Genomic DNA, 25,966 nt, shown 5'->3' on the forward strand with positions numbered 1-25,966 from the left:
CGATAAGAGATAAAATCTGACTAAAAACATTTAAATTTATCATGGCGGTGTGTTATAATTTTGCAATTTAAATATAGCAACTTTGCTATATCCAAACACCGCCACTTTTTAAACGTTTAGGACGCAAGTGTGTTTTTATGATTTATGTTATCTAAAAGATAAGTTTTGATTATTTAATGGTGTGCTAAACCTGTTTAGGTAATAATGTTGTTGATATTAATTAAATATTTGTTAACATTACGGTAAATTATAAACCAAGTCAAAGCATCAACTTTGATGCAAAATTCTAAACCAGACTAAAAATGCAAAAAACATTACTAATCAGTATGGCATTGGGTCTCTCATACCCCACTTGGGCTAATGTAGAGCGTGATTATGTCAAATTGAATCAAGAGGTGCGCAGTATTGCAGTTCAATCTACCGTGAAAGGGGTGGTAAAAGACAAAAACGGAACAACCTTGTCCGGAATTACCATTACCAATTTAACCAGCCAAAAAACAACCTCAACGAATGTAGCTGGGCAGTTCACGATCGAAGCTACTACAGGGCAAAGACTCAAATTGACAGGGATAGGTTACAGTGAAAAGATCGTCAACGTGACGGGCGGGCAGATCGATATCATCATGGAATCCAAAGATACCGAACTGGAGGAAGTTGTAGTGGTCGGTTATGGTACGCAGAAAAAAGTGAATCTTACCGGTGCGGTAGAGCAGGTTGGGTCAGAAGCTTTTGAGGGACGCGTACTGGGTAATGCAAGCCAGATGCTCCAAGGGGTGATTCCCAACTTAAATGTAACCCCAGCAGATGGTAAACCCAATCGGGCACCAAGTTTCAATATCCGTGGGACAACTTCCATTGGGCAGGGGGGAAGTGCACTTGTCCTGATCGATGGTGTCGAGGGTGATCTTTCAGCGATCAATCCCAATGATATTGAAAGTGTAACGACACTCAAGGATGCTGCTTCATCTGCGATTTACGGCTCCCGCGGTACCTTCGGAGTAGTTTTGGTCACAACGAAGCGTGCCAAGTCCGGAAAAACTTCGATCAATTATTCTGGAAGTGGCTCCTTCCAAAAACCTGTAACGTTGCCCAAATTTGTGACAGATGGTTACGAATATGCTTCGCATTTCTTTACAGCCTATAATGCCTGGAACAATTATTCTTCCATTCCGAGCAAGCTCAACAAGACACAGATCTTTACAACAGATTGGCTGGAAGAATTTAAGAGAAGAAAAGAACAGGGTATTACTGAACAGGTTACAGTAGACGATAAGGGTAATTATGTATACTACGGTAATGAAGATTATTATGGCATGCTGATCAAGGATAATACGTTTGTCCAGGATCACAACCTGTCCATCAGTGGTAATTCAGAAAAAATGGATTACTATATTTCCGGACGTGCTTACGATTATAATGGTATGTACCGCTATAATAGCGATAAATATAAAACCTATAATACGCGTGCAAAAGCCGGCCTTCAGGTGACAGAATGGTTGCGGATAAGCAATAATATCGATTTTAATTATGCCAAATACAGAGACCCATCGACTGCTGGCGAAGGTGGAAATATCTGGCGCAATATTGCCGATGAGGGACACCCTTCTTCGCCGATCTTTAACCCTGATGGATCTATGAGCTTCTCTGCAGCCTATACAGTAGGGGATTTTATCTACGGTAAGAATGGTACGAATACAGCAAATCAGGATCTCCGCAACACAACTTCTTTCGAGACTAAGTTTTTCAACAATACATTCCGCATTAAAGGGGATCTGACTTTTAGAAATCGCGATTTTAATTCGGTAAGAGTCCGTGTGCCTGTTCCGTATAGCACACAAGAGGGAAAGATGTTGCGGTTGGAAACAAGTATGAACGACAATATTTATCAAGTAGACCAACGCTACCGTTACTTGTTTGGAAATCTCTACAGTGAATATGAACGCACAATAGGCGATCATTATTTTAAGGGTTTGCTCGGATATAATTATGAGCAGCGTACGTATAATTCAACTTATATTACCAAGACAGGTCTACTCAATGATGACGTTGAAAATATCAACCTGGCAGTAGGACAGAATACCACAGCGACAGCGGGGTATAACAAATACCGTAATGTCGGTGTATTTATGCGCGCAAATTACATCTTTAAAGACCGTTATCTTTTTGAATTTAATGGTCGCTACGATGGTTCGTCCAAATTTCCGACAAATCAACGATGGGGACTGTTCCCTTCCGCATCCGTGGGCTGGCGTATTTCTGAAGAGCCATTCTTCCAGGTGGACAAAAGAGCGCTTTCTGATCTTAAGCTAAGAGCGTCCTATGGTTCATTGGGTAACGGTAATGTCGATCCGTATTCCTATTTGGATATTTACGAGATCAAGATTATGGATCGGGTATTGAATGGACAGAAGCCGGCGTATACCTCGGTGCCTAAGGTGATCCCAGATAACTTAACCTGGGAAACGGCACGCACGGCAAACTTAGGTCTTGATCTATCGTCTTTAAATGGAAAACTGACTTTTACAGGCGATATCTATCAACGCAAGACCTTAAATATGTATACCTTAGGTGTAGCTTTGCCTGACATCTTTGGTGCGGAGTCGCCGAAAGGAAACTATGCTGACATGACCACAAAAGGTTTTGAAGTGAGCCTGACTTATAAGGATAGATTCGATCTGAACGGTAGTCCTTTCAATTGGTCCGTAAGGGGTACTTTGGCTGATTATAGATCCAATATAGACCGTTACGAAAATAAAGAGGGTTTAATCAAAGATGGCTCGTATTATGAAGGTCAGCGAATCGGCGAAATATGGGGCTATGTAACGCAGGGTTTATTTCAGAATCAGGCGGAAATTGATGGTGCTGCAAAACAAAAATTGATCAAATCGTCAAACAATGGTACAATATATCCAGGTGACGTACGTTTTGCGGATCTAAATGGTGATGGTGTAATTGATTATGGAAATAATACGATTTATAGCCATGGTGACAGAACTGTAATCGGTAATGCCGATCCACGATATATCTATAGTTTTAACCTTAATCTGGATTGGCAAGGTATTTATTTCTCGTCTTTCTTCCAGGGTGTGGGTAAGCAGAATTGGTACCCGAGCAATGAATCTATTTTTTGGGGACAATACAATCGACCTTACAACAACTTGCCGGAATGGCACCTCAACAATTATTGGACTGAAGACAATCCAAACGGTTATTTTCCTCGCTATGCTGGGTACAATGAATCTATCAAAACAACGCCACAGACAAGATATCTGCAGAACGTTGCCTATATACGGATGAAAAATATACAGATCGGATATAGTTTTCCTAAATCTGTAACCAACAGGTTAAAAATTAGTAGTCTTCGGGCTGGACTTTCGGGCGAAAACTTATGGACCTGGTCGCCTCTTTACAAAAAAACGAAGGATCTCGATGTCGGTAATCTGGGCAAATCTGATCCGGAGATCGGAACGGGTTCTGGCGACGGATTTAACTATCCGATTATGAAGAGTGTTAGTTTTAATTTATCTATTGGCTTATAGTTTTTTATTATCATGAAAAAATTATTTTATATACCTATTGTTGCGCTTTTGTTCTCCTCCTGTGAACTAAACGAGCTGCCGAAGGCAGGTGCCACCGAGGAGGATATCTTCGGGAGCGAAAGTGGATTAAAAAATTACAGCAACTCATTCTATCGGAATATTACCTCTGGTAGTGACGCTTATAAAGGTGACGCTATGGCTGACTATTCGGCCGTAAATAGCCTCAATGATTTTATGGTCGGCGGCGCTTACAGTGCTGAGATCAGTTCGGGGTGGTCCTGGACTACCCTGCGTAATATCAACCAATTGATAGCTAAATGTAATAGTCCCAAATTGAGCGATGCCATCAAAAATAATTATATCGGCTTAGCCCGCTTTTTCAGAGCTTGGTTCTATTATGAGAAAGTAGTTCGTTTTGGCGATGTGCCTTGGGTAGATCACCCTTTGGCGGTTGATGAGACGGATATTCTTAAAGCACCACGGGATTCGCGCGAAGTGGTCATGAAACACATCATGGAAGATCTGGACTTTGCCTACGCCAATATCACAAATACGGCGGGCGACGGTAGTACGGTTAATAAATGGACAGCACTGGGTTTGAAGACCCGAATCGCGCTGTTCGAAGGAACATTTCGTAAATACCAAAAGCTCAATTTGGCTACACAGCCGGAAGTATTTTTCCAGATGGCGGTAGACGCTGGCAAGATTTTAATGGAAAATGGTCCTTATGGGCTTAATATCTCCGCAGATCCTAAAACATCACAGCGACAGTTGTTTACCAGTAATACTCCAGTGACAAAAGAGGTTATGTTGGCCGTAACTTTCAGTAAAGATCTTGCGCTTTTGAACGACGCCAACTGGTGGTGGACATCTGCAACCTACGGTCCACGTTTAAGTTTGGTAAGGCCTTTTATCAATAGTTTTTTGAATGTTGACGGTACTCCTTATACGGATAGACCGAACTTTCAGACTGAGGAATTCTATGAGGAGTGTCAAAATCGCGACTTGCGCTTGGCGCAGTTGATCCGGACGCCAGGATATTCCCGTAATGGACAGCCTGCTCCCCCAAATTTTGCAAGTTTTACTTATACGGGGTATCAACCGATCAAGTATACTTTAGACGATCCCTATTACGACAATGGCGGTTACAATACTAATGCAGTTCCTTTAATGCGTTATGCTGAAATACTATTAAATTATGCTGAAGCGAAACAGGAACTAGGTACGTTCAATGATGCGGATTGGTCGAAAACTATTGGAGCATTACGTTCAAGGGCAGGAATAACAAGTGGAACGAATACACTGCCAACCAAAGTGGATACCTACTTGAAAAATACCTTCTTCCCCGAAGTCAATAGCCCCGTGCTTTTAGAAATACGTCGGGAAAGACAGGTGGAATTAGCTCTGGAGGGTTTCCGTTTCAATGATTTGAAGCGATGGAAACTTGGACCGCTTATGGCAAATTTGCCTTGGACGGGAATTTATATCCCTGCTTTAGATAAGCTGATTGATATCGACCACAATGGAACTCCAGATGTCGTGTTCTATGATGGAAGTAAATCAGCTCCTTCGATAACTGTTCCTGCAGGAGTAGCCAAGGTGGCTATAGGGGGTAAAAGTACCAATTTCCAGACAATGACTTCGGACAATCACCTGGAATGGTTTAAAGCTGTGAAGCGTACTTGGGATGACAACAACAAGCAATACCTTTACCCAATTCCGTCTGCAGCGATTGTGCTGAACGGAAATCTGACACAAAACCCAGGTTGGAGTAAATAGGAATTTAACTTATTCGTCCCCATAAAAGAGGCTCCTTGCATTGCAAGGAGCCTCTTTTATGGGGACTTTAGATTATATGGACGCTAGATCTAGGTAATTTTAATTAAGTTTAGGTGGAGCAAAACCAGTATATATGAACTTAGAAATTAATTTACCCACCTATTCCGAAGAGTTGGGGCTACAGGCGTCATGGGAACCTGGATTCGAAATTGCAGTTCAAGTTGTTGCCAACGAAATTGTAATTCGAGCCAACAAACAGGGACTTATTTCATTGGCCAAGCAACTTTTGATACTCGCGCAGGATGAGGTGCCTAAAGGCGCCCATTTCCATTTGGATGAAACGAATGCCCTTGAAATGAACGCTGTTCCGATGATTTTTGAAAAACGATAAAGATCATGAAAATACATCACCTCGTAAGAAGCAGCCTACTTTTTTTATTTTTAAACTGCATGACGTTGATGGCTGTTGGGCAGGAAATTTTGTATGTATTTCCAGATTCCGTAGAGAGAATACTGGAACAACATTTAAGTAAATACAGCCTAAATAATGATAAAGAAAGGGTTTATTTGGATCTCGCTAGAAACGATAAATTTTATCGGTTAACAATCGGAACCTATTTTGTTGACCGGGATGATGATGTGACCCGTTGGATTAAAGCGAGCAATCGCTTGGGTCTAGTTAATACAAAGAAATATCCCCTGTTGATTGATGTGGATTTTGATTTCGGCGCACCAGAAGAGACGGCTTTGGGGACTTTTGGAAAACGAGAAGGAAAGGTCAAACGTACGCGGGTTCTGATGCATGGCTTTAGCGTGAAATTCACTAAAAATGAAGCGATTTTGAAAGAATAGGATAACAGGCCATGGGTACAAATCTCTCCCTATAAAAGTCGGTGGATATAGACTTTTATAGGGAGAGAATAGCAAAGACGTTTTTGATTCTTTGTTTTGTGTTAGCGTCTTTCTTGGTAAACGCCGATTTCGTTTACGACCGCATGGCCTTTTTCTGGTTTAATGCTGAAGCGTAATTTTTGTCCCAGTACTTCATCAAAGCGGAAGATCTTGATGCGGCCCTGTTGTACCGCTGTAACCGCGATAGGATGCCATTTTCCATCTTTCAGATAGGATAAGTTATACTGTGAAGGATTGTCTTTTCCTTCGGTAATAACAACACTATTGAAAGCTTTACTACGTTCAAAATCCAATTCATACCATACTTCACCTTTGACTGCCGGATTGGAGACCCAGGCACTACCAAAGTTATCGTCGTTGGCAAAATCCATAATGTTCATATCTTCGCTCCAGCTACTGTATGAAGGTACTTGTTTGGCCATATTGTGGTCGACTATTGGTGCCTGGTAACTTGGTAATGAGTTGTAGCTGGGTTTATTTTTGTATAATGTACCGATTGTCTTCAGTGCATCAAGTGCATTTTGATCCATCAGACCATCACTATTTGGTGCTACATTGAGCATAAAGTTGCAATACGCGTTGTTGTACGGAATTACAAATTTCTCGACCAATTCATTGACGTTTTTAACTGGGGTGTTCGGAAACGATGTTTTCCAGAACCAATTTTGCTGTAAGGGAAGACAGGCCATTGCCGGCAATTTGTTATGCTCCTTGGAGATAAATTGACCCGCGCCTTGTTCGTACGATTTGATATCGGTGTAAAACAACGCATCACCGGGGTATTTTGCCGAATTGAGATCCATCAATAAACATTTCGGTTGGAGTGATTTGACAAGATAATAGATGTCATCGAAAGGAACATCATCGTACGAAATACGCGACCAAGGGGCGTCCCATCCATCAATGACCAAGGCGTCGATTTCTCCGTATTGGGTCAACAATTCCGTCAGCTGATCTTTGATCAATTGGATATGCGCTTTGGTAATGGTATGTGGACGTATGCCCTGATGCATATCCAAAATGGAATAATAAAGCATAACACGCAAACCATTTTTGCGGAAAGCATCCGTAAATTCTTTAACAACATCACGATGTAAAGGCGTGTTCATTACATTATAATCTGTTGTTTTGGTATTCCAGATCGGGAAGCCACTATGGTGCTTGGTGGTTAGGCAACCATAGCTCATATTGGCCGATTTGGCAGCTTTAGCCCATTGATCTGCGTTGAGCTTCGGAGATTTGAACAGTTCAAGTGCGGCGTTGGGATCGGACCAGTCTTGTTCCATAAAAGTTGGCATGCCATAATGGATGAACATACCGAATCCAAGATTGACAAAGTCGAGCTGACTCTGTTCGAGGACCTTCTTTGAAAAACCGGATTGTGCCAATAACGTGTTGCCCAGTAAAAGAAAAGATAGGCAGTAAAGTAGGGGCTGTGAAATTTTGGACATAATTTGCTAAGTTGTTATGTTGTAAAGATAGGTCAAGGTTGTGTTATTTAAGCCTAATGGAAACCTAACGAAAGCCTAATAAAAGCCTAATAGATATCTTGATTCGACAAATTGATGTTATTTTTAAACCATGAAGAGTACCGGTAAAAATATATATCCTTGGGCATTTGGAACAAGCTTCTTGATCTTGACGGTGTTGATCGGTTTTCTGATCTTCAATACGTATAAGCTTGAAGACAAGAATTATCAGATTGGACAGCTCAACCGGATCCAGAATGCTTATGGAGCTGTTATTATGGATGATAAGATATTCCCGGGGGGAGATGCCATATTCCAGACAACATTGGTACCCTGTTTGCCGAAATGGTATGAAAAAAAAATAAATAAGTCCGCAGACGCAGACCAGTACGGTAACCATTGTATGAATGGCTTTCTCGATCAGATGCGGAGGCAGCAGTCGTTAGACAGCATTTTTCGTCGGATCGTACATCAGCAAGGGCTCGATACGACACTTGTTTACCTATTCCATTTTGATAAATTGGAAATATATAATGCAAGAGACCGTGCCTGGACGACTTTCTATGCGTTAGCAGCCGATGATCGTGCTGGTCTAATTAGTGGCAAACTCAAGCGCGGAACAAATAATAATAGGGTATTCCAACTGTCTGTTAGTGACAAGAATCCTATTCCTTATCGTTTTACCTATAGCCTGTATGTTGATTATGAAAATAGGGACTGGCGTCTTGTCCAACGGATGATGCCCGTGTTTTTACTCTCCTTAGCTTGTATTGTTGTGATCGTATTATTGAGTTATCGAACCTATCGTAATTGGATCAACCAACGTAAATTGGCGGACCTGAAAACGAGTTTTCTAAATCATATGCGCCATGAATTTAATACACCGCTGACGACAATTTTGATCAGTGCACATAGTTTGATCGATCGTGAAACAGGAAAAGACGATAAGGAGGTGGCACAACTTGGGCGCATCGTGGAAAGGCAAGCCAAACGACTCAAAGCTTATTTTGAACAGGTCATGGGATCTGTGGCATTACAGGAACAAGAGGCTAAAATTGTATCCGTTTCTATTGATCGGCTGACACAGCAAATATTGAAAGAACTTCATTTGCGCTACCGAGGTGAAATTGAAATTCAATATGAACCTTTAGCTGCCGATGTGGAGATGAGTCTTGATGAAGATTATTATTTTTCAATCTTAGATAACCTGGTATCCAATGCGATAAAATTTAACGATAATAGTAAGAAGACGATTCAGTTTAGCTGGGAGCAGCAAGGTCATCATTATAACCTCAAAATAGTGGATAATGGGGTTGGGATCGCCACTGCAGATCAGGAAGCGATATTTACAGCATTTTATAGAGGGAAACTATCCGGTAATAAACCTGGACTAGGACTGGGGCTTTACTATGTCAAATCTTATTTGGACAGGCTGGGTTGGACGATCCAAGTAGCAGGCGGTAAGTCTGGTTCCGGTACAATTTTTTATATTTACATGAGTAATGTGGCATTCAATGGCAAAAGATAAGATTGATATCCTTTTGATTGAAGACGAACCTGATTTGGGCGAAGTTTTCTCACGTTATTTGCGATACAAAGGCTTTAGGGTACGCTGGGAAAGTACGGCGCAAGGAGGCTGGGCGGCTTTTCAGTCTTGTGCCGTCAAATTACTAATTATTGATGTGCAGTTGCCCGATGGTAATGGTTTTGACCTGGCGCAACAAATGATACAATTGAATCCTGGGCAACCTATTTTCTTTTTGACAGCACTTCATGAACGCACATCGCGACTCAGAGGACTTAGTCTGGGCGCTGTTGATTACATTGCGAAACCTTTTGACATGGACGAAATATTGCTCAAGATTCGCAATTTATTGACCGTGGCAAATGCGCCCGAAGTGCAGACGAATCCGGAAATCGAACTTGCTATCGGTTGTCTGTTGCTCAACATGGAACGCTATAGTCTGCGTGATGGGATGGGAAGCATACAAAAGCTCACAGTCCGTGAAGCTGAATTGCTGCGGCATCTGGTCCTTCATAAAAATCTATTGGTCAATAAAAAAGATCTCCTGCTGCAGTTTTGGGGTAATACGGATTTTTTTAACGGTAAAAGCCTGGAGGTTTTTATCTCCCGACTTCGTAAATTGCTGCAGATGGATCGCAAACTTCATATCGAAAGTATCTATGGAGCGGGTTATATTTTACACGAAAATGAAGGTGTTTAACGACCGGATCTATTTAAAGAAATACTATGTTATACGAAAATATTCTTAACAATGTGTCCAAGTGCATTGCTTTGACAGCGGAAGAAACCGAACAATTTACTGGTTTATTGACAGCAAAGAAGGTTCCCAAAAAAACGATGCTATTGGAGGAAGGGGAGGTATGTCAGTTTGAAGGATATCTTCAAAAAGGTTGTGTCCGGATTTATTATCTGGATGAAAATGGTTTTGAAGTAACGCTGGCTTTTGCTGTCGAAGATTGGTGGATTAGTGATATTGCTTCATTTCATTATCATACACCATCTAGTTTATACATGGAAACATTAGAAGACAGTGAGTTTTTGATGTTAACACCAGAGACGAAAGAGAGATTATTAGAGACTGTTCCAAAGTTTGAGCGAGTTTTTCGTATGTTGGTGCAACGTCGGCTCGCTGTTCTGCAAAATAGGCTGATCCATACAATGGCCAAACCAGCCGCCGATCGCTATCTCGAATTTATTGAACTATACCCGACTATCTCCCAAAGGGTACCGCAATACTATATTGCATCCTACCTGGGGGTTTCACCCGAATTTGTCAGTATTATACGTAAGCGGCTTGCTGCAAAGAAATAATAAGCAGTTCGAATGGCTCCATTTTGAAACACGTAGGTGATGACATGGGCTATTCGATTTAGAAAAAAGAAGGATGCTTTCCAAAAAGTGAATGTATTTATGCGTTGAGTTTTTCGGTAGCTTGATTTGAGCTGTGTACCAACTATATTTTGAGCTTTCGGACAACTAGACTTTGCAAAAGGTATGAGATATTTGCTACCTTTAGGCTGGGACTGATTTTAGCTATCGGTACCCATAATCGCAGAGCCGTTTAAAATAAATTGTATTGAGCATGGAAGAGAAAGATTTTGGGAATGCCTTTTTGTATTCCTGTTATGTCGAGAAAGCATTTGGGCACGAACAGTTCATTCCCGAACATGTCGTTTTTTTTCAGCTATCTGGTGAAACACATCTGGACCATCAGAAAGGAAAATTGGTGGCGACAGAAGGGCAGATTGTGGTTGCCCGTAGAAACCAACTGGCCAAAGCTTTTAAATATCCCGCGAAAAATAATATTTACAAATCTGTTTCAGTATTGCTGGGGGCTGATCGGCTGAAGCAATACGCGATGGACCATCACCTCAGTTCGGACAAAAAGTATCAGGGTGAGTCCAATGTTGTACTGGAAAGTAACCTGTTTATAAAAAGTTATTTTGAGTCATTGACGCCCTATGCGGAAGCCATCGACCGAGTGAGCCCGCAGATGGAAAATATCAAGATCTATGAATTGATCACCTTGTTGTTGGAAAGCTATCCACAGTTAAAAGACCTGCTTTTTGACTTTTCGGAGCCGCATAAGATTGATCTCGAGCAGTTTATGGTTAAAAACTATCGGTACAATGTGCCTTTAGAAAACTTTGCGAAACTAACAGGGCGGAGTTTAGCAAGCTTTAAACGTGATTTTGAGAAAATATTCCAGACCTCTCCCCGAAAATGGCTGCAAGAAAGACGTCTTTCTGAGGCTTATTATCTAATTGAAAATAAGCGTCAAAAACCTGCTGATTTTTATCTTGATCTGGGTTTTGAAAACCTTTCTCATTTTTATGCTTCTTTCAAGGAGAAGTTTGGCATAACACCAGCGACTATCAATTCCGTTGCTTAAAATTATTTCTGCCACCAATAACTAGGTGTTAAAGGGGGCTGATCGAGGTCAATGACCTGGCCGATCATGGGGGTAAGCATAGGCTGTTGTTGTCGTATTGCTTCCTTGGAAATACGTTCTAGAGGTTCATTCCAGGCATGATTGGCCAATACAAACTTGGACGAATGAACCGGAAACAGTAAGGAAGCTTTGAGATCATGTGCCGCTTGGACAACCTCCTCCGGCATCATGTGTATGTGTTTCCAACTGAGGTCGTATTGGCCATTCTCCAATATAGCCAGGTCAAAAGGGCCCAATTGATTACCTATCTCTTTGAAGTGGTTATCGTAGCCGCTGTCCCCGCCTAAATAGAGCCGCATGGAAGGTGTCTGGAGCGCATAGGATGCCCATAATGTGTTGGCAGTAAATATACTGCGGCCTGAAAAATGTCTGGCGGGCGCAACTGTTACACTGAAACCATCATCCAAGTTGATTTCGTCCCACCAATCTTTTTCGATGATCTGCTCAGGACGATATCCCCAATATTCAAGATGGGAGCCAACACCAAGGCCAACAATGACTTTTCCAACCCGGGGTTGTAGTGCCTTTAACGTCTTATAATCCATGTGATCATAATGGTCATGTGATATAAATAGATAGTCAATCGGCGGTAGAGCAGATACGGTAGAGACATCGGCTCCTTTAAACGCTTTTACACTTCCTGGAATAGGGGAAGCACTGCCACTAAGGACAGGATCGACGAGTATGTTCTTACCATCGAGACGAAGGAAATAAGAGGAGTGACCAAACCAAACAAGCCCATGAGGCTGACTTAACAACTTCTCCCAGTCGATATCCACTGTTGGTATAGTATATTTGGGACTTGTTTCATTGGAGCGCTTAAAAAAATAATCGTATAGGGCGACGGTCCAGGGCTGCGTAAGCTGTGGTGTAGGGCTGCTATTCTGGAATTTTCCGTCTTTAAACTGTTTCGATAGTTGTATGCGTTGAAGTCTTTCACCCGAGGGTCTTTTGCCGAATTGTGGATGCATCATATATAGTCCGATAAGAGCGATGAGAACAGTCAGTCCTAAGATTGTTCTTTTCAAAAACCGAAGCCACTTATTGCTGTTGTTTCTTGTTGCCATCTGCATATTGTATAACAACAAAGATAAGACTGCTGAGACAGATCTATTTTTGCTGATAGCTCAAATTTATGTGCTGTATGGCTCATTTCGGCGGATTCATCCGATCCACAATATAAAGAAAGTCTTAAAGTCCATAAAAATTAATCTTTTACGCTCGGGAGTTGGTTGGATTATAGTTGGCTGGATAAAAAAAAGGGGGCAGTCCAATCTTTTTGGACGCCCCCTTCTTTTACCCTTTATAAGGTTTTTTAGCGGCTTCGATGAGCTCTTTCATCTCTAATTTAATGTAATCTACATTTGGGGTAGATCCTGTAAGAAAATAACGTATATTTCCTTCCTTATCAATAATAAATTTTGCTGGAATTCCTTTGACTCCGAATTTCGCGGCCATAACTTCTCCGGTTTGCGGATCTTTTTGATCGTCATAGAGCACTTCAAAAGGATAATTATTCTTGGTGATAAAGGATATCACATTTTCCTTATAGTTCTTATCACGCTCCCAGGTATTCATGAATAAGAATTGTACATCCTTATCATCTGCATAAGAGTCCTGTGCTGCCTTCATTCCTGGAAATGAACGGATACATGGTTGACACCAAGTTGCCCAAAAATCCAATACCACAACTTTTCCCTTTAAACTGGCTAGGGATACTTTTTCGCCTTTAAGATTGAGTAATTCAAAATTAGGTGCAGGTTTAAAAGTTGCCATTTCTTTGATATGGTTGCGAATGTTTTGCGTTAACTCTATTTTTAAGGATGCATTAAAATTCTCGTAGCCTTGAACAGATCCATTCAATTCAGTATATAATTTTTTAAGATCATTTTCGACCGCAAATTGTCCTTTAGCATATAACTTGGTGAGAATATTATATGCCTCAAGCTTTCTTCCTGTGCCCATTAAAGATTTGTAGTATACCATCGCTAGACCATCCGCTTGCTCTGGTGCTGCATTTAATGCATTTTCTATATAACCTAGCGCTTCAGTAAATTTTTTCTGTGAAACGAGTATATTGACATAAGCTGACATGGAGCTTGCATATCCCATGGCTGCAAAGCGAGCCTTATTGTCTTTTTGATCCTCTGGAAGGGTTAAATAGTAATAACTATCATCCATAGCTGTTTTTAAGAGTGGTGCTGCAGTAGTCGTATCACCTGTCCTCAGGAGGATTTGACCAACAGGGATATATCCATTTCCGCGCCAGAATCGTTCTTTCATTTCTCCTAGATAATATATTGCTTTTTGTGCATTTCCATCGTTGGCAAAACTTTGTGCTAAATTAGCCAATACATAATCATAAGTCAGTGGTTCTTCCTTGAAGTTTTTAACTGGCCATTTTTTGATAAGGTCGTTATACGCTTTTTCTTTTTGTACTGGCGTACTTGCATTGTAAAAAATATCTGTGATAAAGGCATCACGGGTTAGTGATCCTTTTGGATATTTTTTCTTAGCCAGTACTTCTGCAGATGCCTGCAGATCTTCCTTCCCTAAAGAACGCAAAATGTTGATTGTAGTACGGTAGTCTTCTTCCGATTTATACGTCTTTAATTCGCTCATTAATACATTAGCAAGCGAATCCTTTTGTACCAACGTACCTTTTTCTATAATGGGGAGATACTGTTGGTATTTGTTTTTTGCTGGTTGTTGTGCAAAAGATGCTGTTAGCGAAAACACCAACGCAGCCGTTAAGATTTTTGTTTTCATTTTTTGTCTGTATGATTTTTTAAATTCATTAATCTTCGTATCCTGGATTCTGTGTCAGTTTATTGTTGATCAAAATCTGGGCTTGTGGAATAGGATACAAGACATCCGTGGCCTGCCAGTTTGATTTGATTGGAGACAATACAGCGGTAGCACGATCGGTCCGCTTGAGGTCGAGCCAACGATGGCCGAACTCACCGAAAAATTCGTGCAGGCGTTCCATTTCTATTGCAGATAGTAATTGTGTTTGGTTTAAGCTTGAATTAAGTCCTGCAAGTCCAGCGCGAGAACGGACAGCATCCACATCTGTTCGGGCTTCGGCAAGTTTTCCCAGTTTAGCCCTCGCTTCCGCGCGAATAAGATACTGCTCGGCTAAGCGAAGCATAATATGGTATTCGGAACCTGTTCCCGAGGATATTTTATATTTGGTTATGGCATAATAGATTTTGTTGGAGACCGTTTTTGAACTTGTCCAATTTGTTTTTCTTAAGTCAACCGTCGGAGATGTCTCAAAGCTATTATACACAGCGTCCGGTAGAGTGTAGCCGGGTGTAGCTGTAGCCGCGGTAATATAATTGGAGCCAAATGTCGTTACTCCCGTTTGATTGCCAAGTTGAAGAATAACCTCATTACTTGAGTTTACAAAATTTTTATCTGGTGTCGGCATGCCATAATCAGATGACTGTAATACTTTGGTCGCATAAGATTCGGCATTTTGATAATCCTTTTGGTAGAGATAAACTCTTGCCAATAGTGCGCTTGCAGCAGTTTTGTTAGCTCTTCCTCTCGGGCTTGCCGTTGCATCATAGGCCGTCGCCATCTTACTTTCCGCATCTTTTAGATCAGCAATAATCTGATCATATACTTGCTGTGCAGAAGTTCGCGGAAGAATTGCATCTTCAAAAGCGTGGAGGTCATCACGTAATTGCAATGGCACATCACCATAGAGGTTGACGAGATAGAAATAGGTATAAGCCCTAAAAAATTTCGCTTCGCCCAGGAGCTGATCTTTTACACTTGGGGTAAGGCTGGTGGATGCTTCGAGACCCGATATCGCATTGTTTGCATTCTTGATAAGTTGGTAGCAATTTGACCAGAAATTAGCGACATTCCCATTTGTGTTCAGCAGGTTATTGCTGGCGAATTCCGAGGTATTTGCATCAGCCGCATTGTATTGAAGGTCGTCTGCAGCGATTCCTGTATAAAAGGTTGAAGTCCCAGCGAGATTGATGCTTAATGTTGTGGTATACAATCCGCGTATGACACTATTTGCAGAAGCATCTGTAGAGAATGCTTCGCCAGCTACAACTTGTGTCGGTGGAGCGCCCAATTCCACAAATTTTTCGCAGGAGCTGGTCAAAAGAGTTCCACTGGTAATTGCTAATAATAGTATATTTTTATTGATGTTTAATTTCATGATCTCTAGTTTTAAAATTGACAGTTAAATCCAAATACAATCGTCCGCAATGGAGGCAATACCTGGGCAATCGTTCCAGTTCCTAAACCAGATGGACCGCCTTGCACGGTCGTTTCGGTATCCAGGACATATTTGTTCTTGGCCCAAGTAAAGAGATTTTGCCCTTGCATAAATACATTACAATTAGACATTTTTAATCTCGAAGTCCAGCTTTTGGGCAGGTTGTAAGATAAATTGACAGACCTCAATTTAATATAGGAAGCATCCCCATAGACAGCATCAGAGCTGGTATATTGATTATAAGAGTTGCTTAATGCAACTCCATCAGCTGAAGATGCCGGTACTGTCGGGATAATTGCTCCCGGGATATTGGTATTGCTGTTATTTGGTGTCCATCTGTCCAACCAGTAATCATTTTGGTTGAGCATAGCACCCGGTCTCGTGTTGAGGATTTTAGTTACTCCAAAGCGGTGGTTAAATTGAAAAAATACGCCGAGCTCGAAGCCTTTGTAGGAAAAAGTATTGTTAAATCCACCATAGAAAGGTGTACCTAAGTTAGCAACGTATCGGTCATCGCCCGTTATAGCCCCATCGCCATTGCGGTCTTCGTATAACGCTCTTCCTGTTGTGGGGTCTACACCTTGATAGTGATACAAACGGACCATATTGAGCGGCTCACCAACTAGAAAGCTACTTGAATAAAATGTGTTTTCAATTCCAGGAAATTCGACAAGTTTGTTTTTATAAAACGTGAAATTAGCAGATGTTTTCCATGTAAAATTTTCATTTGTAATATTGGTGGTGTTCAACTCCAATTCCAAGCCTGTATTTTGGATCAATGCCGGTAGGTTTTCTTTGTAACTGTTGTAGCCCGTTTGAGTACTTAAAACTAAATCAGTTATCTGGTCAGAAGAACGATTTCTGAAAAAGTTTCCCGTAAACAAAATTCGATCTTTCAAGAAACCTAGATCTAAAGCAAACTCCAGTTTTTTGGTTGTTTCCCACTTGATATATTCATTTGGAAGTGTTCCAATATTCATGGAAGGATTATTCAGATATGCGGTTGTTGAAGAGTAGAGTGGAAGATAAAGGTAATTTGAAATTTGATCATTACCTGTAGTTCCATAGCTCGCTCTCAATTTACCAAAACTTAAAAACGTTAGATTATCTTGTATAAAATCCTCTTTTCCAAAGACCCATCCTAGCCCTATTGCTCCAAAATTTCCGAATCGGTTTTTAGGTCCAAAACGAGATGAGCCATCTCTTCTAAAAGTTCCATTAAACAAATATTTCTCTTTCCAGTCGTAATTTACTTTTCCGAATAGTGCATTGTATTTGTAATATACGAGGTTATTGCTGGCAGTGAATAATCCTGCGGCACTGAGCGAACCTAAAAGTGCATCGTTTGAATAATTAGAACCATTGGTTGTCTGTGAACGGGATGAATTTTGCTGAAAACTTGTTCCAATTAATGCCGTAAATTTACCTTCGCCGATACTTTTTACATAATCCAATGTCGGTTCAATAATCCAATTTTCGGCCTTTGTATTAGAGAAACTGGAAGATCCAAGCGGGTTGGAGACGGTGTTATTTAAGGAAGTAATTGGGCGTTGATTATTTTGGTTCAACTGTGTGATGGTATAGCCAAAATTTGCTTTTGCTGTCAGTCCAGGTAGAATTTTGTAACTCAGATTGGCGTTCGAGATCAGATTATTGGTATTACCAAAGTATTTCCGTTCGAGCAAGGCGATTGGGTTGTCAATAAAAGCTGATGACGGTAACCAATAGTATTTTCCATTGTCACCATAGATTGGATAATTGGGGGGCAAATTGTAGAGAGATGTGACATCAGAGGAAGGCATATCGGAATTGTCGTTGGCATAGCTAACTGATAAAGCGGCATTGAATTTTTTGTCAGAGGAGGTGTGATCCAAGTTTAACCGTGAGGTAAAGCGACTGTTTTTGCTATCTCCATAAAAAACAGTACTCTCGCGTCTATATCCCGAATTAAAGAAAAAACGGGTAGATTCGTTTCCACCAGACATATTCGCTTGAACGTCGGTAATATGTCCTTTGTTTCCAATCAGCATTTTCTGCCAATCTGTCGATTTGTTCTGATCCCATAACATAAGATCTGGAGCGTTATCGGCTGTAGGTGTAACTCCAGCATTAGCAAAAGCCTCTTTTCTTAGCGTGAGATATTGTTCTAGATTCAACATAGGGATAAAGTGGTTGACCTCGGTAAATCCGGTGTTAAAGTTTACACCAATGCGAGTACGACCTGCAGATCCTTTTTTTGTGGTGATCAATACGACACCATTTGCGCCCCGGCTACCATAGATCGCTGTAGCGTCGGCATCTTTCAAGACATCGATACGTTCAATATCCGCTGGATTAATCATGCTGAAGGGACTTAAGCCGCCTGAAGAAGCTGAGATACCAAATGAATTGAGGTTATCTGTTGCAGGTTGTCCGCCGTTAAAATTGGTAAATGGAACTCCATCAACCACGTATAGCGGTATTGAACCAGAGGTTGTTCCACTTAATGACGCTTGATTCCTAATCTGAATCTGAACAGCACTTCCGGGCACACCATTGTTTTGGGCGATCAATACACCGGACATTCTTCCCGATAGTGCGGCAAGGGGATTACTTACAGGTTGAGAGGTAATGTCCTTCGCTGTGATCGAAGCAACTGATCCCGTATTCAGTCTACGTGTTGTCGTACCGTAGCCAATAACAACCACTTCTTCTAAGCTTCCTTCTTCCGGTTTCAGTTTAATAGGAGTAGAATTGGCAATAAGTTGCTTCGCAGTGATATCAACCTTCTGATAACCAATAAAAGAAAAAGTAATAATGACATCGTCATTTGGAATACGCAGTCCCCATTGTCCATTGACATCCGTTGCGGTACTCGTTTGCATATTGCGGTATTCTGCTTTTTGCCAGTCCTTTATGATAACAGATACTCCTGCCAAAGGCGTTCCATTTTCATTGACTACTTGGCCCGCAATGTGTTGCTGATTCTCTTTTTTTTCTTTTATAGCGATAATGTCATTGTCCAATACTTCCCATGTTAGGTTGCTCCCGGCCAGAGACTGGGAAAGAAGATCTTTTACACTGATTTTCTTTCCAACAATATTGATTGTCGAGTTTGGGAGAGTCGATTTGCTAAAGAACATTTTGTATTTGCTCTTGTCATTGATTGTTTGAAATACATCTTCGAGTTTTCCTCCCTGGACGGAGACATCAATTTTTTCAGTTTGAGAATAGGCGAAGCTCTGTATATGCATGGCGCTAAGACAAATGAGCAGTAAAGCCAATCTTGACTCTTTTCTAAATTTGGGTTTTGTTTTGTTCATGTGAGTTATATAGGTTGATTGTTTTTAGAGTAGTTGTATTTGATTTTTCCCCGTTTTTTTAATTTGAAAGTAATTGACAGTTTGTAATGCTTTTAGGATATTTTCTAGTTGTTCGTTTTCGAATGTTGCTGAATAGCGTTGGTTAGCGACTGCTTTGTTTGTAATTTTAATTTCCACGCCATACATGCGTTCTAGTTTTAAGGCAATATCCAGTAATCTATCATCTTGAATGGTAATCCGATTTAATAACCATTCGGTTTCTAAAGCGGATCCGTCTTTTTCAGAGATGGAAAATGGCTGAATAGCTATTGCCATAGGAGCCGATGCGGTTTTAGTAGTTGTAGATGGGAATTCCTTTTCAACTCCATATACCTTTCTGATCACAAACTTTTCTTTGGGCTTTAATATAAATTTCTGATTGTCAGTTCCTTTTTTCCAGATGGATACTTTGCCACGTACCAAAGCTGTTTGGGCATTATTTTCTTCGGCATAATCGCGCACATTGAAAGCGGTTCCCAGTACGCTAATTTCCATTCTTGGTGTATGAATAAGGAAGGGCTTGGATGGATTTTTGGCGACATCGAAAAATGCTTCCCCAATCAAAGTAACTTCACGTGTGCTGGAATCTTTGAATGAGGCGGGATAGATTATTTTGCTCGAAGCATTAAGTGTAACTTTTGTACCATCTTCTAGAACAATTCGCTGCTGTTGTCCGTTTGTTAGCGTAATTTCTCGATTGTTTGGTTGCGCAATTTTGTAAAGATAAAGAGCTGTAAAAGCGATACAGAGGATAGCTGCAGCTGCTGCAATTCTAGGGAAATTGAATGTTTTCTGATTCCTCCGAGTCAGTTTCTTTATAATTCTGCCATGAATGCGTGCTTTGAGTGCTTTCTGTACATGATCGGGTAGTGTTTTGATTAAATTCGGTCGGGATGAAAATGAATCGAAAAAACGTTCCACGACGTCCATTTCTTCCGAATTGGCTTCGCCTTTTAAGTATTTGTCAATTAGCTTTTCGAGCTCTTGGTTAGGATATTGCATATGATTAGTACAATGTTCACTTAAATAGTGCCCCTAAAAGGAAAAAATGTACTAGTCTAAATTGGTGTTTATTTGTAATTTACTTATTTACAGTTGTATAAAATTATGAGTAGCGTCAAAAAATGTTGGATAACAAGTTTTTTTAATTTTTGAATTGATACTCCGAGGTGATTTTGAACTGTATTTTGGGAAGTTTCTGTCAAATCACTAATTTCTTTTGTGGTAAGTCCATCTAAGTATCTCATTTTAAAGATTTCTTTTCTTTTTTGTGGGAGATGGGCTACCCATTGTTCAATTAAAGATTTTAAATCCTTTTCGGCATACTGATCTCCTTCCAGAATTTCATAACTTCGATAAAGGTGATGATTTTCTTCGATAAGGATATTTCTGCGTTTGTTTTTCTTATAGGTTTCAAAGACTTTGTATTTCATGCATGCAATGAGGTAGGATTTCAGGTTGTGAATCTCTCTACTGGGACAGTGTTCCCAAAGTTCAATAAATACATCCTGAACAATCTCTTCACAGGAAGCTAAATCTTCGAGTCTTTTGTAAGATTCATCTAAAAGTAAAGACCAATATTTATCATACAAAATATTGAAAGCCTCTAAATCGCCTTCTCGGAGCCTAGCTAACAAGCTTGCATCATTATGAGCTGGATCTTTATCGTTTTTCATGATATGATAGTGTGAAGTTGAATTCCTTAGATTGGTAGGGTTGAGGAATGTAACTTTTTTTCAATATTACAGATTTTATTAAATAAGGTCAAGATCTGTACGTATTTTTTATTTTTTGTGTTTAATCTTTTGAAATTCATTAAACATTTGACATCATCATTTGGGCTTATATTCATAAGAAATTGGTTTTTGAGCCGTAATTAACTCAAAATTAGGTTGAATAAAATTAAAATAGAATTCACTTTTAATTTTTCGAATAAATAGTCAAAAGTACATTTGTTTTTGGATGAGTACTGAAATTTATCTTGTTTTATGCTTGCAGAGCCATAAAAAATTCGGTTTTTATTGTCAAGGTTTAATAATATTTTAAATTAATAAAAGACCCCTAATGTTCATTAAATTAGAAATGCGTGAACTGATTGAATCTGCAAAAAAAGAAAAAAAAGGATAGTTGTCAGGATAGCAACAGATTTTGCTAAATCGTATCTTCGAAGGAGAGGATAAACCAGCGAAGCCCCGATATGTACTTTCGGGGCTTCGTTGTATCGGGGCTTCGCTGTATAAGTCATCCAAGCAGGCCCCTTAATCCATCGGCTTAATTTGATCAGGATAGGGGACCTGCTGTCCCGTAGCTTTGTAGGTCGGCAACTGAGCCTTCCAAGTCCGGAGCTGATCAGAAAGTAATTTGCTGAGCTCGCTGGTTTTTCCTTTCATTTTTGGGGCAAGGTTGTTGAGTTCACCGATATCTTGCTGCAGGTTGTAAAGTTCAAGCTTCCCATTTTTCATGTCGTAAAGCAACTTATAATCTCCTTGTCTTATTGCCGAGAAAAAGTTGATTCCAGGGCCATCTGGCACTGTCCACTTGTTGGGGATATTCCATACCAATGGCCGGCTGTTCCAATTGTCGGACCTATTGCCTTCCATTAAGGGCAAAAGATTTTTTCCATCTGGTTTTTCCTGTACGAGCTGATAGTGATCTATTTTGGCTAAACTGAGAATCGTTGGAAAGAGATCTTCGACCATAACAGGGGTAGCATCTGTGCTTGCAGGGTGCTGCTTGGCCTGTTTGATCAACAGAGGAACCCGGATTCCACCTTCGTAAACCGACCCTTTCCCAGCTTTTAATGGTAGGTTCTGTGTATGGCTTGGTCCGGTGCGCATTGGGCTGAGGCTTAGTCCGCCATTGTCGCTAAGGAAAATAATGACGGTGTTATCGTACAGGTTTTTGTCTTTAAGAAATTGAACGATATCACCCATACTTTTGTCATAACCTTCGACTAGTGAAGCATAAGCTGCTTCAGTGGAATCTAAGCCGCGGTCGAGGTATTTTTGTACAAAACGTGGATCGGGTTGGATCGGGACATGCACCGCATAGTTGGAAAAATTAAGGAAAAAAGGCTCCTTACGGCGTATAGGTTCCTCCAGTGCCTTCAGCGCCTCCCGGGTTAAGGCTTCCGTTAGAAATGTGGATGTGCCATGATATTCCATAAGATCGGGAACCGCCTGATAACCTGCTTTACCAGGAAGGTTACCGTAATTCTGCTCGCCATAGTAGTTTTGTGGGTGCCCAGCGGAGTGTCCTGCAATATTGACCATAAAACCCAAATTTAAAGGGCTGGCACCAGGTGTTCCGGCAGATCCCCAATGTGCTTTGCCCACATGAATGGTATAGTAACCATTGGCCTTAAGGATGCTTGGAAATGGAGTAGCATATATCGTATGTGGTATATTGGGCACAGGGCTTAGTCCGTTGATATTCCAATCCGGTGGATTCAACAATTCATCTTTGCTATCGGTCGGGGTGTCAGCCTTGGGATGGGTCCAATTGGTGACACGATGATGAGCAGCATTTAAACCGGTCAGAAAGCTCACCCGGGAAGGTGTGCACACCGGTGTTGCATACGCATTGGTAAATTTAATGGCTTCTTTGGCCAATGTTTCCAGATAGGGGGTATGAAACTTTTCGTTGATCGGCGTTTTGACCTTGTAAAATGGTTCGGACATGTCCTGCCAACCGAGGTCATCCACAAAAAACACGACAATATTGGGGCGTTCTGTTGTGGGACTAAGTTGTGCCTTGCTTTGGCTCTGCGCCTGCAGCAATAACCCCATATTTGTAAATAGGGTCGCTAATAGGATAAATTTGCTATTTTTCTTAGAAAGTATCATAAGCATTAAAAGTATGAATAATAGGTTGGCCAATGGCCTTATCTATTGTTAATTTAATTTGTGTACAGCGAATGGGGCCTTTCAATTGAATGATACATTTGTTACCAACGGACGAACCCGTAAATAGTGTTTGCCATCCCTGCTTTGTTTTCGCAGTAATGTGGAAAGCACGTATACGTTGTCCTTGATCAAGGCTTTCTTCAATCATTAACTGGGTAACAGCTTTCGCCTTTTTAAAGCGAATAAGCTCTTGTTTTGGGTCTAGATCCTTTATCGGACTACCATATTGACGTTTGATCTCACTTCCTAGTTCTTCTAATCGCCGCCGATCTATTTGCGGCACAAGCCCCAGGGTGTCGGGTGTAACTCCTAAGATCAAAGTTGCATTTCTGCCGACAGACTTTTGATACATATCCACAAGGTGGTTAAGAGAAAATACCGAATTTTCGTCATTTGGTTCCCAAAACCATTCGTGTCGACCGTTTGCTCCGCGGAGCGGGGCATCAGCCATTGCAGGCATAAAATAGGTTCCATCCGGATCACCGGTTTTTAAGAGTAAGAAATCGTTTGTGGAAATTGCCCTTGGACAACTCTCTCCTGCGCCGGTATAAGGAAAAGGAAACATAGACCAGCATGGATAATGTACTGTTCCAGACTCGGAACCGCCCCATCTTGCTTCTGCCAGTTCGTCGTTATGATAGAAAAGGCAATTAGGTTGATATTTTTTTACAATTGGGAGCACATTTGGAGCACCTTTCTCAGGGCTGCTGGCTCCACCATCAAACCAAATCTCAAACAGTGGACCGTACCATGTGCATAGCTCCTGTACCATTCCCTCGACCATTTTATTATAGTATTTTTGCCGTTCTATTTGCTGCTGTCCAGTACCGATTGCTTTAAAATCGTGAATACCAAGGTAAGCGTTCCAACGAATCCCTACATAAATACCTGGTTTTATCCCGTGTTTGATACAGGCTTTTATAAAATCACCAACAAGATCTTCTTTCCCGTTTTTCCACCCTAAAGCACTCGTGTTATAGGGATTGACTTTTGAGGGATAAAGGGCAAATCCAGTTTCATGAGTCGCGGTAATGAGTGCGAATTTAGCCCCTGCTAATTTTGCGCTCAGCACCCATTGCTCGACATCCAGTTGTTGCGGCTGGAAAATGTGTATATCAGGAACCGGAACAATACGATTGGATTGCTGTTGATATGCCTTCCGGTCAAAGACATGCAGATCATAGTGAAAGATGATACCAAATTCGGCTCTCTGCCAAGCAAGCTGCTGTTTATTTGGGAGGGCGACAACTTGAGCATATATGCTTGGGCAGGAAAGCCCAAGCATGATAATAAACAGCAATAAATCGTGGTATGGTTTAGTAACCCTCATTTTGCGTTAAATTTGGGTTTGCATCAATTTGTTGGAGCGGGATAGGATAAACGACCTGGTATTCTTTGGCTGCATAACCTCGCTCTTTGGCTGACTGGATAAATTTTCCATGTCGAATCAGGTCTTCGCGACGCAATCCTTCAGAAAAGAACTCTCGCCCACGTTCCGCCAGTAGAAAATCACGCAACAATAATTTGTTAGTATAGTCTGCTAATTTGAGCAAAGTTGTATTGGCACGTTGACGAACCTGATTGATGAGGTCGATACTCTCTTGATTAGGACCATTTAGCTCATTAAGTGCTTCAGCACGACTTAAAAGAACATCGGCATAACGTATGTAGACAATATCGTTACCCATATTTTCGCCCACACCGTTTGGATCTGGCCAGTATTTGAAGCTTCGTACATCATTGAGGGCTTTACCATTGTTATCCTCGAGCAATTCCACATTTTTACCAGAGATATCGGTATAGTTTCGTATGAGCAGTTCACGTCTTTTATCGTTCGATTCAAAGGTTTTGTAAAATGCACTATAGGTACGGAATTGTGCACCAAAATTGACCCAGTTGGTGAGAATAGGGTAGTTTGGCGGGAAAGCATGTGCCATGTAGTTATTTTGATAGCCTGCCTGCGCGATACAAGGTGCCCTAAAGATGTATTCTTTATTGCTTTCACCTTCAATGGCAAAAAGCCGTGGATAATTACTATACAGTTCATATTGATGAAGGTCTATAATTTCCTGAGTGACATCGGTCAGCTTTTTCCAATTTTTTTCTTTGAGATAAATCTTCATTAAATACCCAAGAGCGGCACCTTTTGTTGCCCTGCCTATTGGACTTTCTGTAAGCGGTAAATATTGTTTGGCAAATTCAAGGTCACTGATGATATAGTTGACAAAGACATCTCGGTCGGCTCTTTTGGCATTTTTTCCAATTTCTTCGATCTCTTGGGGACTGGCGCCGACGGGGATATCAATCAAGGGGGTAGGGCCGAATAAATTATAGAGGAAATAATAAGATGACGAGCGGATAAACTTGGCTTCGGCTTGTATTTTGTTGAGTTTGGCCGGGTCTAAGCCATTGAGCTGATTGGATAGAATGATAACCGAATTTGCACTGGCAATGGCTTTATACATTTTCTCCCAGAATGAATTTAAAAAACTATTATTGACAGACCAATTAAACTGGATAAATGGAGCGGCATCTTTTTCAAGGCCACCACCCGTTTCAAAGGCAATATCTGTGTTGAACTCATTCATCATATAGGTATAGTTACGATGATCATAAGCAATAATACGGGATTGCGCATAAGCTCCTGTAAGCAGTGCATCAATGCCAGTCTCATCGGCTAAGAATTTGTTGGGGTCGTATTCTGTATATACTTCTTCTTTCAAAAATGAATTGCAGCCTATCGTCGATAGGGACAGCAATAATATGGTGAGATATTTGAGTTTTAATGTTGTCATGTTAGT

Annotated in this window: 18 protein-coding genes; 8 read left to right on the forward strand and 10 right to left on the reverse strand. The window is 40.9% G+C overall.

The window, feature by feature from the left end:
• The first annotated feature begins 302 nt into the window (after positions 1 to 302).
• The 4 genes from L1283_RS03445 (at position 303) to L1283_RS03460 (ending at position 6,170) form a co-directional block, all read left to right on the forward strand.
• A complete protein-coding gene (locus L1283_RS03445) occupies positions 303 to 3,539 on the forward strand; it encodes a SusC/RagA family TonB-linked outer membrane protein (protein ID WP_429625749.1) in 3,237 nt (1,078 codons plus the stop codon).
• A gap of 12 nt (positions 3,540 to 3,551) precedes the next feature.
• Positions 3,552 to 5,318, forward strand: coding sequence for a RagB/SusD family nutrient uptake outer membrane protein (locus tag L1283_RS03450; RefSeq protein ID WP_070567448.1), 1,767 nt, complete (start codon positions 3,552 to 3,554; stop codon positions 5,316 to 5,318).
• Between the two features lie 133 nt (positions 5,319 to 5,451).
• Positions 5,452 to 5,709, forward strand: a complete 258-nt coding sequence (locus L1283_RS03455; RefSeq protein WP_286841225.1) for an Imm32 family immunity protein — start codon at positions 5,452 to 5,454, stop codon at positions 5,707 to 5,709.
• Positions 5,710 to 5,714: 5 nt separating this feature from the next.
• Entirely contained in the window at positions 5,715 to 6,170 is a 456-nt protein-coding gene (locus L1283_RS03460; RefSeq protein WP_429625750.1) for a hypothetical protein, read from the forward strand.
• 101 nt (positions 6,171 to 6,271) lie between these two features.
• Here the strand turns inward: L1283_RS03460 and L1283_RS03465 are convergent, their stop codons facing one another.
• The gene (locus L1283_RS03465) at positions 6,272 to 7,681 is read right to left on the reverse strand and encodes an alpha-L-fucosidase (protein ID WP_429625751.1); all 1,410 of its coding nucleotides are present in this window, start codon (positions 7,679 to 7,681) and stop codon (positions 6,272 to 6,274) included.
• Positions 7,682 to 7,811: 130 nt separating this feature from the next.
• Here L1283_RS03465 and L1283_RS03470 point away from each other — a divergent pair, with 130 nt between their 5' ends.
• The 4 genes from L1283_RS03470 to L1283_RS03485 all read left to right on the forward strand — a co-directional run bounded on the left by L1283_RS03470 (position 7,812) and on the right by L1283_RS03485 (position 11,616).
• Positions 7,812 to 9,227: a sensor histidine kinase gene (locus tag L1283_RS03470; protein ID WP_429625752.1), complete on the forward strand. Its 1,416-nt coding sequence runs from the start codon at positions 7,812 to 7,814 to the stop codon at positions 9,225 to 9,227.
• Positions 9,214 to 9,924 (forward strand): response regulator transcription factor, encoded by a 711-nt coding sequence (locus tag L1283_RS03475; protein ID WP_286841233.1) that lies wholly within the window; start codon positions 9,214 to 9,216, stop codon positions 9,922 to 9,924. Before L1283_RS03470 ends, L1283_RS03475 begins: the two co-directional genes overlap by 14 nt.
• Positions 9,925 to 9,950: 26 nt before the next feature.
• Complete coding sequence (locus tag L1283_RS03480) at positions 9,951 to 10,535, forward strand: Crp/Fnr family transcriptional regulator (protein ID WP_429625753.1); 585 nt, start codon at positions 9,951 to 9,953, stop codon at positions 10,533 to 10,535.
• A 271-nt stretch (positions 10,536 to 10,806) separates the two neighbouring features.
• On the forward strand, positions 10,807 to 11,616 hold the full coding sequence (locus L1283_RS03485) for a helix-turn-helix domain-containing protein (RefSeq protein ID WP_070567440.1): 810 nt from the start codon (positions 10,807 to 10,809) through the stop codon (positions 11,614 to 11,616).
• A 2-nt stretch (positions 11,617 to 11,618) separates the two neighbouring features.
• Here L1283_RS03485 and L1283_RS03490 read toward each other — a convergent pair whose 3' ends face one another.
• From L1283_RS03490 to L1283_RS03530, 9 genes are all read right to left on the reverse strand, one after another.
• Positions 11,619 to 12,743, reverse strand: a complete 1,125-nt coding sequence (locus tag L1283_RS03490; RefSeq protein WP_429625754.1) for an MBL fold metallo-hydrolase — start codon at positions 12,741 to 12,743, stop codon at positions 11,619 to 11,621.
• A gap of 229 nt (positions 12,744 to 12,972) precedes the next feature.
• Complete coding sequence (locus tag L1283_RS03495) at positions 12,973 to 14,445, reverse strand: TlpA disulfide reductase family protein (RefSeq protein ID WP_153845086.1); 1,473 nt, start codon at positions 14,443 to 14,445, stop codon at positions 12,973 to 12,975.
• A 28-nt stretch (positions 14,446 to 14,473) separates the two neighbouring features.
• Positions 14,474 to 15,859, reverse strand: coding sequence for a RagB/SusD family nutrient uptake outer membrane protein (locus tag L1283_RS03500; RefSeq protein ID WP_201670482.1), 1,386 nt, complete (start codon positions 15,857 to 15,859; stop codon positions 14,474 to 14,476).
• Between the two features lie 11 nt (positions 15,860 to 15,870).
• A complete protein-coding gene (locus L1283_RS03505; RefSeq protein WP_083663527.1) occupies positions 15,871 to 19,221 on the reverse strand; it encodes a SusC/RagA family TonB-linked outer membrane protein in 3,351 nt (1,116 codons plus the stop codon).
• A gap of 24 nt (positions 19,222 to 19,245) precedes the next feature.
• On the reverse strand, positions 19,246 to 20,262 hold the full coding sequence (locus L1283_RS03510) for a FecR family protein (RefSeq protein WP_075991592.1): 1,017 nt from the start codon (positions 20,260 to 20,262) through the stop codon (positions 19,246 to 19,248).
• Between the two features lie 83 nt (positions 20,263 to 20,345).
• A complete protein-coding gene (locus L1283_RS03515) occupies positions 20,346 to 20,936 on the reverse strand; it encodes an RNA polymerase sigma factor (RefSeq protein WP_075991593.1) in 591 nt (196 codons plus the stop codon).
• A 582-nt stretch (positions 20,937 to 21,518) separates the two neighbouring features.
• Positions 21,519 to 23,105 (reverse strand): sulfatase, encoded by a 1,587-nt coding sequence (locus tag L1283_RS03520; protein ID WP_429625755.1) that lies wholly within the window; start codon positions 23,103 to 23,105, stop codon positions 21,519 to 21,521.
• Complete coding sequence (locus L1283_RS03525) at positions 23,092 to 24,495, reverse strand: alpha-L-fucosidase (protein ID WP_075991594.1); 1,404 nt, start codon at positions 24,493 to 24,495, stop codon at positions 23,092 to 23,094. Before L1283_RS03525 ends, L1283_RS03520 begins: the two co-directional genes overlap by 14 nt.
• A complete protein-coding gene (locus L1283_RS03530; RefSeq protein ID WP_075991595.1) occupies positions 24,482 to 25,960 on the reverse strand; it encodes a RagB/SusD family nutrient uptake outer membrane protein in 1,479 nt (492 codons plus the stop codon). Before L1283_RS03530 ends, L1283_RS03525 begins: the two co-directional genes overlap by 14 nt.
• Positions 25,961 to 25,966: the final 6 nt, after the last annotated feature.

Source organism: Sphingobacterium sp. HSC-15S19, from assembly GCF_050433745.1.
GTDB lineage: Bacteria > Bacteroidota > Bacteroidia > Sphingobacteriales > Sphingobacteriaceae > Sphingobacterium > Sphingobacterium siyangense.